Consider the following 12390-nt stretch of genomic DNA (forward strand, 5'->3'; position numbering starts at 1 on the left):
GCAGCGATCGACGTCCACTGCTCCTGCGGGAACAAGGCCACTCTTTCCGCCGCTCGCTTCGCCATGCTTGCTGGTGGCCTCCTGTCGTGGAGGTCGTCATGAGCGATCGCACCACCGTCGAACTGGTGTGGCTGAAGAAGCGGATCGAGAACTACATCCGCTTCGGTAAGGTGGCTTCGAACAGGAACATCGATCGCGGTCGTCGTGCCGTCACCTTCGCGCCCGGCAGCATCTTCGCTTTCGTCCGGTGGGCGTCCAATGACTTCGGCACGGTCGCGTCCCGCATCGACATTCTGCGCGCCGTCGCGACCGGCGAGCGCTGCTCGACCGTCGCCTATGTGCGCCCCGGCGCTGAGATCCTGCTCACGGCGATCGGATGGCCGAATGTCGAAAAGGTGCTGAAGACCATCGACGCCATTGAGGCTATCGGCATCGAGCCTGTCGATGTGTCACCGGATTACTGGCGCCATGCCCACAGCAGGTTTGCCGGGCGCGAGACGCCCAGGCCCTACACACGCCAGCGCCATGAGGCCTGGCTCCTGCGCCGCAGGATTGAGCCATGAGCATGCGCGCAACGATCATCGGCAGCATGCTTGGCGGCGCGGTTCTCGCTTTCGCTCCGGCATGGGTCGATCATCGGCCGCGGTTCATCTGGAACGCATCCGCGAGTGTCCCCGTCGGATTGTATCGTATCGAGCTGGTTAGCCGGATCGACGTTGGCGACATCGTCGTGGTCATGCCGCCTGAACCCCTCGCGAGCTTCCTGGCTGAGCGTCAATATCTACCGCACGGCGTGCCGCTTCTGAAGCGCGTACTGGCACTCAAAGGCACCACAGTCTGCCGCCAGGGCACCGCTATCATCACCCATGGCGTGACCGTTGGACTTGCGCGCGAGCGCGATAGTCGCGGCAGATCGTTGCCCGTCTGGCAGGGCTGCCGCGTGATCGCCGACGGCGAAGTCTTTCTCATGAACCGGGATGTCGCCGACAGTTTCGACGGTCGGTATTTCGGGCCGCTGCCGCTCACTTCGATCATCGGTCGCGCTGTTCCTGTCTGGGTGACCCGCCGCACCGCTCCAACGCCGAATATTCTCAAAGATCCCGTTCCCGGCGAGCCGTGAGGCTCGTGCCAATCATCGTCAAACGCTCATGAAAGGAGCACTGCAATGGCCCAGATCGGCACCTTCACCCGCAACAACGACGGCTTCTTCGGCAACGTCTCGACGCTGACGCTCGACGCGAAGCTCGCCATCCTGCCTGCCGAGAAATCGGATGCCGAGAACGCGCCGGACCACCGCGTCTTCTGCGAAGGAATGGAGGTTGGTGCGGCGTGGGAACGCACTGGCGAGAAGGCCGGCGCCTACATCTCCGTCGCCATCGACGATCCCTCCTTCACACAACCGATCCGCGCCAATCTGTTCCAGTCCGATGCCGAGAAAAATGTCTGGGCCTTGCACTGGGGCCGGCCGTCCAAGCGTGCCGAGTGAGGCTGATCGGATGCCTCGACCCCGCGACAGCGAACCGCTCACAGCAAACCCTTTGATCGATCGGGCGCTGGTCAAACCCTTCGACCCGATCGCCTGTCAGGCCGCCGCCGCGCACAGCGAAGGTCAAGGGCGGCCGGACGCTTGCCAATCGCTGCGGACGCTCATCGCCCAGCTGTTTGCGGCAAGCAAGTCCGGCCGGCGAAGCCTTGCCCTTGACGGAAGCGAGCACGGTGGCAGGGTTTTCGCACGTCGGGACGGCGATGCATGCGCTGCCGTCCACAGAGGCACGGCCATTCTATCCGCATGCGTGATCCTCATCCTCTCAGTATCCGCAGTTTGCGCGGAACCATTATCGCGCAATGAGCGGCCGGCGCGTCCCAGCAGCAAGACCTGGTCCGCCGACCCCTGGTCTGTGCATATCCAGGAGGCTGCAAAGCGGTTTGCCCTTTCCGAGCGATTGCTGCGCGCCGTCATGCAGGTCGAGAGCATTGGCGATGTTCATGCTGTGTCGAGCAAGGGCGCGATGGGCCTGATGCAGATCATGCCGGCGACGTGGGAAGAACTGCGGATCAAGCATCATCTTGGCTACGATCCTTACCAACCGCACGACAACATTCTTGCCGGCGCCGCTTACCTCCGCGAGATGCTCGACCGCTTCGGCCGCAACGGCTTCCTTGCTGCCTACAATGCCGGTCCCGGGCGCTACCAGGAACATCTTGCGACGGGCCGGCCGCTGCCGCGAGAGACAGTCGACTACATCAGGAAACTCGTGCCGCTGATCAATGGTGCGGTTCCTATTCCTTTGCGCCCGCGACGAGGAGCGGACAGAGCGAGTGCACTGGGTTCAGCGATTTTCGCGCACGTCGTAAACACACCGACTGGCTCAGCTTCGCGGGCGGAACGCGAGACTCATGTTCCCCTCGAGACGGTGTTCACTGCGATCCGTTCCCCCAGTTTGCGATCACCGGTGGGCAAAGCAGTCACCGATCTTACGGCGCTCGTACCGCAACCGGACGGCTCGCGCAGTGAAGGCTTATCAGTTCCGAACCCTGCTACTCGTAGTCCGTTTGTCCAGACCTCCGCCGCGACTTCACAGTGATGTTGGCATTTCTGGTCAATCGCATTCCGGCCTGTTCCGTCGCAGAAATTGCGGTGGGAGGAATGGCCGTGAGAGAGGACGGAGAGGGATGGCAGGATAAAGGGCCGCGATGTGCGGCTCGGTCGGTGTGTTCAATTTCAATGACTTACCCACCACGTCCGCGATGTGCATGGCAAATCCGCGATGTGTGCGATCAGCAATTTGTCAAATTTCTCAAGGAAAGCTGCACCTCGCAGAATCTGCGGTCATGAAAAGCGACGACGATTTCCGGACCCGTCCTGGCCGCATGCGTTCTCGGGCCGGCCAGCGTGCGCGCCCCTTTATCTTTCAGGCGCTGGCTGCGGCACAGCGGGCAGGGGGACATATCTCTCGTAAGGGAAAGATAATTTCACCACGAGCCTCGACGTTTGGCCGCGGCAGGTCGGCGAGCATCCGCGCCAACCGCCTCATCACCGGCCGCTCACGCGGCGCCGTCGTAAAGGCACGCGTTGTCCGGCAGTTCAGGGGATCGACGCCGCTGGCCGCCCATCTAAAATATCTTGGTCGCGAGGGTGTGGCGCGCGAAGGCGAGAAAGCAAAAATGTTCGGGCCGGACGGGGACGAGGCTGATCACGATGCTTTCTCGGACCGCTGCAAGGATGATCGGCATCATTTCCGTTTCATCGTCTCACCCGATGACGCCCAGGAGTTGGGCGGCCTCAAGAGTTTTGCTCGCGGCCTCATGGTCGATATGGAGCGCGACCTCGGCACCAAGCTCGACTGGATCGGCATCGATCACTGGAACACCGAACACCCTCACGTCCACATTCTTGTGCGCGGCGTGGCCGATGATGGCGAGAACCTCGTTATTTCGCGCGACTACATCCGCCAGGGAATGCGAGATCGAGCGGGCGATATCCTTACCCAGACGCTGGGTCCTCGGACCGACAATGACATCCGCCGAACAGTCGAACGACAGATCGACACCGAGCGCTGGACACAGCTCGACCGCCAGCTTGTTCGCGATGCCGATCGCCTTGGTATCATCGATCTCGCGCCGCCTGGCAGCCACCAGCCCGACGAGTTCCTCACGCTCAAGACCGGGCGGTTGCGCAAGCTGGAACGGCTTGGCCTCGCTAGCGAGATCCGTCTTGGCCAGTGGACCATTGCCGAGGAGGCTGAGACGACGTTGCGTGCGCTCGGCGAGCGTGGCGACATCATCAAGCGCATGCATCGCAGCATATCCGGCCATGGCGTCGAGAGGGGTGCCGCCAATTATGTCCTTGCAACTGAGCAGACAGCCAAACCTGTCATCGGTCGGCTGTTGGAGCGGGGGCTCGACGACGAGCTGCGGGGCTCGGCATACGCCATCTTGGACGGCGTAGACGGTCGCGTCCATCACATCCGGTTTCAAGATCTCGATGCAACCGGCGATTCAGCGCCCGGCTCGATCGTCGAGCTGCGCCGCTTCGAAGATGCAAACGGACGTACCCGCGGCGCACTCGCCGTCCGTTCAGACTTTTCGATCGAGGATCAGGTCCGAGCCGCCGGCGCGACCTGGCTCGACCGTCAGCTTGTGGCGCGCGAACCCGTTGAACTCGGGGAGGGCGGTTTCGGGATGGAAGTCAACCAAGCGCTGCGCGACCGCACCGATCGACTTGTCGAGCAGGGTTTCGCACGACGCCAGGGACAGCAAATCATTTTCGCGCGCCGCCTTGTCGAGACGCTACGCAGCCAGGAGATCGAGGCACTCGGCGCGCAACTCGCCGCCGAGACCGGTCTTGCCTTCACGAAGGCGAAAGCTGGCAGTCATGTTGCTGGTGTTTACCGGCAACGATTCTCGCTCGCGTCCGGCCGGTTCGCGATGATCGATGACGGGCTCGGTTTCAGACTTGTTCCTTGGTCGCCGTCAGTCGAGCGACACCTGGGAAAACATATTTCCGGCCTCACCGGTGCAGGGGGCGGAGTCGATTGGACCTTTGGAAAGAAGCGTGCGCTTGGTTTGTGAAAGCAGTCGACTATCGTGTGCATTCATCCAGCTGGTTTTCGGCCGTGAAGGCACACCACCGGCATCTCGTCGGGCGCGTTTTCGCCGCGTTTTTCATGTTGGGGGATTTAGGCTTGGCACCGTAGATCATAGGGGCTGCCTGAATCGGCTGGCAAGCAATTAGCGATCCGGGTGAGTCAGCTGCGAATCCTCGTGACGGATGCTGATTCTGACTGCGAATCACGCGTGCACTGAAAAGCCGCCCGGATCAATGCGATTCGCAGCGAATCTACAAAAATAAGCAATTGCAACCTGCCAAATTGCTTATACCCTGCTTTATGCAACTAGCTCTTACCCACGGGAGACTTGCATGAACTCGAAACCAAAGGAGGCCATTTTCTCGAAACGCACAATCTTCATCGCGCTGGGCGCGATCGGCACTATCTACACTGCCTTCACTATGGCCATTGGCGCCCAGGTCGTACCGTACTTCCTGCCATCGAGCAGCGAGCAGGCCGAGAACGAGGCGCTGAAAGCCGACAATAGGAGACTGCAACACATCGTAGATGAGACGCGGAACGCCAACGCTCGGATAACGGCCGAAAATGACAATCTGAAGACCAGGCCGACTTACCCCGAGACTGGCGACTTCCACCAGCCCACGAAGAAGGACCCAGGCTCAGCCGCGCCGACCAAGCGCCTGAGGTCGACCATGGGAGACCATTCGCTCGCATCCTTCATGATCGCGAGAAACTCGGATCAATACATGCCTGACAGCGGGTTGACCGTCCGCTACGTCAAGCACAAGCAAAACCTGTTCACGCTGACCTTCTCCGGCCGGATGGTTCAGCTTCGGATAGGACAACAGATCGACATCGCCTCTTCGAACCGTCCTTACTGCACGGTTGGCGTGACCGGCTACAACCAAAAGCTGGATGCCGTCTCCTTCGTAGAAGTCTGCAACGGGTAGGTTGCCACGAAGCAAACACATCAACAGGGCGCTCACGTTGGGCGCCCTGTTTCTTTTGGTGCTAAGCGACATTGTCGTCGGGGTTGCCATACGCCGATGCGTTGAAGAATAAGTGATGGTCAACGTCAAAAAGCAGCCTGCCCGGAAGATTGTCGAAAATGGCGTACTTTTCGATATAGGGCCGGAACTTCTTCCCGATTTCAGCTGCCGAGTTGTAAAACAGAATGACCAACTCGTAGTCCGAGAGCTGGGCGCGGAGCATCTTCATATAGCGATGATCATTGGGCTGGGCGTTATCGATGAACTTCACGACATTGAACAGGTAACGGAAATAGTGCCCGAGATCCTGCTGCCGCTCATCCCAAAACCGGTCGTAGGCCCGTTGGGCACGTTCTCTGGATGTCCCGTGTTCGTTGTCGTAGGCGACATATTTCCCCTTGAGGGTCGTGGCGAAGAACCTGAAGCAGTCCCGGCCTTTTAGGTCTTTGTCCTCCCGGCGCTGGATGTCCATCGAATTGACGATGGTATTGTGCAGGTTGAGCATCTGGAAAAACGTAGACTCGAAGCTTTCACGCTTCTGCGACGACAGCTGCCGTTCGAATGCCAGCTCCGCCTTTGTCGCTTCGGCCCGCGCTTCTTTGTTGGCGTCCTGCTGAAGGATGATGGTCACCAGCAGACCGACAAACGTCAGGAAGGTAAGAACGGGTCCAATGACACCGCCGACGAAGTCACCGAACTCTGCCAGGTGCTGGATTTTGTCGAACTTCGCATAGCCAGTGATGAATATCCCGCCGACGATGATGACCGACGCCAACAGGATTTTGTAGAAACCGTGGGCGGAATCGCCGATCTTCGGGGCGATGATCCCCTCAAACCAGTGGAAGCCAGGCCAGCGCTGCTCGCCGCGTGTGTTTGCCCACGTCAGCGCGACGAACGCCACCATTGCGAGCCAAAGGATTACCCAGCCAGCCATTTGAAATCCCCCAAGCAAATAAGTATCAGCCGATACCCAAAGCTGCAATGTCATGGGTATGTGACGGCGAACGGCTTGGGAGGCTTTGCATTTCTCCAGGCAGGAGCATTCGAATCCGCAGCCACCAGCGCGCAGCGCGCCGGACGGTTTTGCTGGGTGAGTTGTCGGCCGCGGCACCCACCTTGGTCCGCGCCCTCAAATTCCTGACCGACGACAGATGGATGTGGGCTTCCGCAAACGTGTCAAGGAGTATGCGAAGCTGGTTCCCGTCGCGGGTGGCGCAGTGCATCTTTTAACCGCGATGACGGTGATGCTCGACGGTCAGTACCGGACGGTCCGCTCTCAGCCCCTTGCAGTCATTCCGGAACTCCCATCATGGCGAACTCCGATATCAGCGGCATAGCCGGGTCTGCTGAGCGACTTCTCGATCAGCAGTGCCGGACTGCAGCCAGCAAGTCAGTTTAGGTCGGGCTACGCTGCGGCTCCGGAAAATGTCTTGGAGTCTTGCCTATTCGGAAATTCGGTATTCTGTGGGCGCCCCAAGCCTCTGCCAAAGAGATGAGACGTGCCGGCGACCAGGATATTGTGGGGGCAGCTCGCTGCCGTGCTTCTGATCGTACTCGTCACCACTTGGGGTGCGACGCAGTGGACGGCATGGCGGCTTGGCTTCCAACCTCAGCTCGGAGATCCATGGCTTGAGCTTGCCGGCCATTCCCTTTACCCGCCGCCGGCTTTTTTCTGGTGGTGGTTTTTCTACGATGCGTATGCACCAGAGGTTTTTCTGGAGGGTGCGCTCATCGCGGCAAGCGGAAGCTTCGCGGCGATCGCTGTGGCAATCGGCATGTCGGTATGGCGGGCACGGGAGGCGAAGAACGCGGCCACGTACGGCTCGGCACGCTGGGCGACGCACGACGAAATTGCTGCGGGAGGCCTGATTGGCCCGGACGGCGTGGTACTCGGCGGGCTCGAACGGGAATATCTGCGTCATGACGGCCCGGAACATGTGCTGTGTTTCGCGCCGACGCGAAGCGGCAAGGGCGTCGGCCTTGTCATTCCGTCGCTGCTTACCTGGCCCGGCTCGGCGATCGTTCACGACATCAAAGGCGAGAACTGGGAGCTGACGGCCGGATGGCGGGCGTGCTTTGGCCGTATCCTGCTCTTCGATCCAACCAATGCGTCCTCTGCCGCCTACAACCCTTTGCTGGAAGTGAGACGCGGCGAATGGGAGGTCCGCGACGTGCAGAACGTAGCCGATGTCCTGGTCGATCCTGAGGGATCTCTGGAACGCAGAAACCATTGGGAGAAGACCAGCCACGCGCTCCTGGTCGGTGCCATCCTGCACGTTCTCTATGCCGAGAATGACAAGACGCTTGCCGGTGTCGCCAACTTCCTTTCCGATCCCCAGCGGCCGATCGAGACGACACTGCGCACCATGATGCTGACGCGCCATCTAGGTGATGTCGGTCCGCATCCGGTCGTGGCGTCGGCAGCCCGCGAACTGCTCAACAAGTCGGAGAATGAACGCTCCGGCGTGCTCTCGACAGCAATGAGTTTTCTGGGCCTCTATCGCGATCCGGTGGTGGCGAAGGTGACGTCCCGCTGCGACTGGCGTATCGCTGATCTGGTGGAGGACGAGCGGCCAGCGACACTCTATCTTGTCGTGCCACCCTCCGACATCAGCCGTACCAAGCCGCTCATCCGGCTCGTGCTGAACCAGATCGGGCGAAGGCTGACGGAAGAGCTTCATGCGAAGGATCGGCGGCATCGTCTGCTTATGATGCTCGACGAGTTTCCTGCGCTCGGCCGGCTCGATTTCTTCGAGTCGGCCCTCGCTTTCATGGCGGGTTACGGCATCAAGTCCTTCCTGATTGCACAGTCGCTCAACCAGATCGAAAAGGCGTACGGTCCGAACAACTCCATCCTCGACAACTGCCATGTGCGGGTGAGCTTTGCCACCAATGACGAGCGCACGGCCAAACGCGTCTCGGACTCGCTGGGAACGGGAACCGAGATGCGGGCCATGAAAAACTATGCCGGTCACAGACTGTCGCCCTGGCTCGGGCATCTGATGGTCTCGCGGCAGGAAACAGCGCGTGCGCTGATGACGCCCGGCGAGATCATGCAGCTTCCGCCGACCGATGCCATCGTCATGGTGTCCGGCCTGTTCCCGATTCGGGCGAAGAAGGCGCGCTATTTTGCTGACGCACGCCTTGCCGAGCGCGTTCTGCCGCCTCCTAAGCGCGAACCGGTTTCAAGGCCATCGCGCCCCGACGATTGGACAGGCGCAACGAACCTCTCGGCGTCAGAAGGCGGGCTACCGCAAGCGAAATCTGCGATGGACGCGCATGACGAGAATCCAGCAAATGGCGGCATCCGACGCGAACCTGAGCTTCCAGAACACGAGGATATCACATCGGAACGAGCAGTGATGCGCAACGAGGAGTTCGACCTCGACAGCGATGAAGCTGATGACGACGCCGTGCGGCGGCGCGCAGTGGATCAGGCCATGCGTCGCACTGCACGGCAGGCGAGCCTTGATCCGAATGACGGCATCGAGCTCTGACCGGTGAAGAACGCGAAGAAGAAACGGCTCTCCGCCTACCTTGATCCTGACGTCATGAATGCGCTTGCTGATTGTTCGGCGAGGCGCGACGTATCCTTGTCGCTGATAGCCGAGGCCGCGATCGCCTCGTTCCTGTCGCCGGACGCCGAGGAGCGGAAGGAGGCAGCGATCACGCGGCGCCTCGATCAGATCGACCGGCGCGTGCAGCGTGTCGAGCGCGATGTCGGCATCGCGGTCGAGACACTGGCGCTGTTCGTCCGTTTCTGGCTCAACTCGACCCCGGCATTGCCGGAATCCGCGCAGGCCGAAGCGCGCGCGAAAGGTCTGCAGCGGTATGACGCGTTCGTTGACGCGCTTGGCCGCAGGCTGAGCAAGGGACCAAAGCTCAGGCAGGAAATCGCTGATGAAGTCCCGCCGGCGGCACCAGTCGGCGCGGATGATTCACCGTCGCGGTAGATCGCACCGCCAGGCCGGCGAGATCGCCGTACCGCATTCAGCAAGTCACTGCACGCCGCGTTGCGCTCACCCGTTTTGCCTGTTGCAAGGCCGGTATTCATGCCTCTTCTAATCATCCCCGACCGCGGCACGAACAGGCTCGCCGCAGCGAACGGGGACCATCGTGGCAGGCAATCATCATTCTGGCAGGGAAGCGATGTCGCGCGGCGCGCGCATGCTGCGCACGGCGCTTGGACCGGCCATCGCCCGCTTCCTCGAGGATCCTGAGATCATCGAGGTGATGCTGAACCCGGATGGACGCATCTGGGTCGACCGGCTGGGCGAAGGGCTCTGCGCCTCCGATGAACTGCTGGTCCCGGCCGACGGCGAGCGCATCATCCGCGTGGTGGCCCACCACGTCGGAACGGAAGTGCATGCGGGTGCGCCGCGCGTGTCGGCCGAACTGCCGGAGACAGGCGAACGTTTCGAGGGCCTGTTGCCGCCGGTCGTCATGGCACCGACCTTCGCCATCAGGAAGCCGGCGGTCGCAGTATTTGCCCTCGGGGATTACGTCACTGCGGGGATCATGACCGTGGGCCAGGCCGACGTGCTGCGGCTTGCCGTCGAAAGAAGGAAAAATGTTCTGGTCGCCGGTGGTACGTCGACCGGCAAGACGACGCTGGTCAATGCGCTGCTGGCCGAGGTTGCCAGAACCACCGACCGCGTTGTGCTGATCGAGGATACGCGCGAACTGCAATGTGCCGCGCCCAACCTGGTGGCGCTGCGCACCAGGGATGGTGTTGCCTCGCTGTCCGACCTGGTCAAGTCCTCGCTGCGGCTTCGGCCCGACCGTATCCCGATCGGCGAGGTGCGCGGCGCGGAAGCACTCGATCTGCTGAAGGCCTGGGGCACCGGCCATCCAGGCGGCATCGGCACCATTCACGCAGGTTCTGCCACTGGCGCACTGCTGCGGCTTGAGCAGCTTGTGCAGGAGGCCGTGGTCACGGTCCCGCGCGCGCTCATTGCCGAGACCATCGACCTCATCGCGGTTCTCGCTGGCAGGGGTGCTGCGCGCCGGCTCGTCGAGATCGCGTGGGTCGAGGGTCTCGATGCCGCCACCGGTGATTACCGCACGCTCGAAGCCAGACTCGAGAGTGCCGCAGCCACAGATCCCCAGTCCTCCATGGAGCCCCAAGAATGAATCCGATCCGCTCAATTTCATCGTCAATCCTCAGGCCTGGTGTGCTGGTTACGCGTGTCGCAGTGGCGGCTGCCATCGTGGCCATGAGGATTGTGCCTGCCCACGCCGCAGGCTCGTCCATGCCATGGGAACAACCCCTTCAGCAGATCCTCGAATCTGTCGAGGGGCCGGTCGCCAAGATCGTGGCGGTGATCATCATCATCGTCACTGGCCTGTCGCTCGCCTTCGGCGACACGTCAGGGGGCTTCAGGCGCCTGATCCAGATCGTGTTCGGCCTGTCGATCGCTTTCGCGGCGAGTTCTTTCTTCCTGTCGTTCTTCTCTTTCGGCGGCGGAGCGCTGATCTGATGGACGAGGAAGCCCGCGGCTTTTTCGCACCCGTCCATCGTGCGCTGACCGAACCGATCCTGCTCGGCGGCGCGCCGCGTGCGGTCGCCATCGCCAACGGCACGCTCGCCGGTGCGGTCGGACTTGGTCTGCGTCTCTGGATCGCAGGTCTCGTCATCTGGGCAATCGGGCATTTCGCCGCCGTCTGGGCGGCCAGGCGTGACGCGCAGTTCGTCGACGTGGTCCGCCGGCACCTTCGCTATCCCGCGCATTTCGGCTGCTGAGAGGCTTGTCCATGATGAACCTCGCCGAATACCGCAGGCGCCCATCCAGCCTCGCCGACTATCTGCCCTGGGCGGCACTGGTTGCACCAGGCGTGGTGCTCAACAAGGATGGCAACTTCCAGAGAACCGCCCGTTTCCGCGGTCCCGATCTGGATTCCGCCACGCCGGCGGAACTCGTCGGCACGACCGCCCGGCTGAACGGCGCTCTCGAGCCTAGAATAGGTCGGCTCCTTGCACGAAACAAGGTCCCGCTTCCCAGAAGCCACCCCGGTTTGTAGAAGGCCTTTCGCAGCCAATGTCCCGCAATGGCGCGCTTGAAAGACAGGACAAAGGCTGGTCGGTTTACGACCTGACACGACTCCGATTATCAGGAGGAGCCGTTTTCCGCGTCCATTTCCGCTATATCCTGGAACCTGTCGGCAATCCTGGCGTGAACGCGTCCGCCGTTGGCTGCACCAATGGCAACCAGCACTTCATCGGCACCCGGTGCATCGGCGATCTGGAAGTTCGCGGTGATGAAATGCGAGCGCCTCCCGTTCTCGCTCTTGTGCATCATTGGCAGTGACAACAACGCCCCCGCGGCGTTTCTGGTGTTGCAGAATTCGAGATAGGTGGTGCCGCCGACGGCATCGCGGAACAGATTGCCAAAGCGCAGCGTGTGGATCAACGCCGAGGCGTGTTCGATTTCGCCATTGATACCGACGGCCGCGGCCTTGCCGTAGGATTCGATCTCGGCTGGCGGCATCAAGGCGGTCAGCCGCTGCGTAAGTTCGGCGCCGAGCCTGGGGGCGATGTCGATGATCTCGGGGCGAAGGTTTTCGACGAAGCCGCGTCCCCTCCACGGGTTCTTCAACACGGCGGCGACGACGATCGATGTGACCGGTTTGCCAGCGACCTTGCCGCCCTCGATCAGAACCTCGTCGATGAAGGTGCAGACTTTCCTGATTTCCATTCGCGCCAACGGTCCTTTCTGCCCAAACTCGAAAGGGCCAGGCTAGGAAGGCGCGCACCACGCGTCTTCCTCTGCTTCAGAGGAAAAACCGGATGTCTCGCTCTCGGAAGACGTGTAGCTTCACTCGGCCGCGAA

General features: G+C 61.5%; 13 protein-coding genes and 1 pseudogene. 12 read left to right on the forward strand and 2 right to left on the reverse strand.

All coding sequences use genetic code 11. The features are described 5' to 3' along the window. Window positions 1-98: 98 nt before the first annotated feature. From M729_RS0114005 to M729_RS0114030, 6 genes are all read left to right on the forward strand, one after another. Window positions 99-563: a DUF2840 domain-containing protein gene (locus M729_RS0114005; RefSeq protein ID WP_027161906.1), complete on the forward strand. Its 465-nt coding sequence runs from the start codon at window positions 99-101 to the stop codon at window positions 561-563. Beyond that, the gene (locus M729_RS0114010; protein ID WP_027161907.1) at window positions 560-1120 is read left to right on the forward strand and encodes a S26 family signal peptidase; all 561 of its coding nucleotides are present in this window, start codon (window positions 560-562) and stop codon (window positions 1118-1120) included. Before M729_RS0114005 ends, M729_RS0114010 begins: the two co-directional genes overlap by 4 nt. Window positions 1121-1165: 45 nt before the next feature. After that, window positions 1166-1486 carry a DUF736 domain-containing protein gene (locus M729_RS0114015; protein WP_027161908.1) on the forward strand — a complete coding sequence of 107 codons (321 nt, stop codon included), beginning with the start codon at window positions 1166-1168 and terminating at the stop codon, window positions 1484-1486. A 52-nt stretch (window positions 1487-1538) separates the two neighbouring features. Continuing rightward, window positions 1539-2585 (forward strand): lytic transglycosylase domain-containing protein, encoded by a 1047-nt coding sequence (locus M729_RS1000000136485; protein ID WP_050596229.1) that lies wholly within the window; start codon window positions 1539-1541, stop codon window positions 2583-2585. A 247-nt stretch (window positions 2586-2832) separates the two neighbouring features. Then, window positions 2833-4572, forward strand: coding sequence for a VirD2 family relaxase/mobilization nuclease (locus tag M729_RS0114025; RefSeq protein WP_027161909.1), 1740 nt, complete (start codon window positions 2833-2835; stop codon window positions 4570-4572). Window positions 4573-4921: 349 nt separating this feature from the next. Further along, window positions 4922-5521 carry a hypothetical protein gene (locus tag M729_RS0114030; protein WP_027161910.1) on the forward strand — a complete coding sequence of 200 codons (600 nt, stop codon included), beginning with the start codon at window positions 4922-4924 and terminating at the stop codon, window positions 5519-5521. Between the two features lie 61 nt (window positions 5522-5582). On the opposite strand, the gene M729_RS01000000135050 is transcribed toward M729_RS0114030, so the two are convergent. Next, window positions 5583-6494, reverse strand: coding sequence for a putative phage abortive infection protein (locus tag M729_RS01000000135050; protein ID WP_198032093.1), 912 nt, complete (start codon window positions 6492-6494; stop codon window positions 5583-5585). A 565-nt stretch (window positions 6495-7059) separates the two neighbouring features. Here M729_RS01000000135050 and M729_RS0114040 point away from each other — a divergent pair. The 6 genes and pseudogenes from M729_RS0114040 to M729_RS0114065 form a co-directional block, all read left to right on the forward strand. After that, a complete protein-coding gene (locus tag M729_RS0114040) occupies window positions 7060-9057 on the forward strand; it encodes a conjugal transfer protein TraG (protein WP_027161911.1) in 1998 nt (665 codons plus the stop codon). Window positions 9058-9111: 54 nt separating this feature from the next. Then, entirely contained in the window at window positions 9112-9513 is a 402-nt protein-coding gene (locus M729_RS01000000135055) for a hypothetical protein (protein WP_050596261.1), read from the forward strand. 214 nt (window positions 9514-9727) lie between these two features. Further along, window positions 9728-10693 (forward strand): P-type conjugative transfer ATPase TrbB, encoded by a 966-nt coding sequence (gene trbB, locus M729_RS0114050; protein WP_198032100.1) that lies wholly within the window; start codon window positions 9728-9730, stop codon window positions 10691-10693. Between the two features lie 83 nt (window positions 10694-10776). Beyond that, a complete protein-coding gene (locus M729_RS0114055) occupies window positions 10777-11040 on the forward strand; it encodes a TrbC/VirB2 family protein (protein WP_244514475.1) in 264 nt (87 codons plus the stop codon). Further along, entirely contained in the window at window positions 11040-11303 is a 264-nt protein-coding gene (locus M729_RS0114060; RefSeq protein ID WP_027161914.1) for a VirB3 family type IV secretion system protein, read from the forward strand. Before M729_RS0114055 ends, M729_RS0114060 begins: the two co-directional genes overlap by 1 nt. A gap of 11 nt (window positions 11304-11314) precedes the next feature. Beyond that, window positions 11315-11527 (forward strand): annotated as a pseudogene (locus tag M729_RS0114065) (hypothetical protein); the annotation flags it as partial. Window positions 11528-11670: 143 nt separating this feature from the next. Here the strand turns inward: M729_RS0114065 and M729_RS0114070 are convergent. Further along, the gene (locus M729_RS0114070) at window positions 11671-12255 is read right to left on the reverse strand and encodes an amino acid synthesis family protein (protein ID WP_027161916.1); all 585 of its coding nucleotides are present in this window, start codon (window positions 12253-12255) and stop codon (window positions 11671-11673) included. Window positions 12256-12390 lie beyond the last annotated feature (135 nt).

This window comes from Mesorhizobium sp. WSM1293 (assembly GCF_000513875.1).
GTDB classification, from domain to species: Bacteria; Pseudomonadota; Alphaproteobacteria; order Rhizobiales; family Rhizobiaceae; genus Mesorhizobium; species Mesorhizobium ciceri.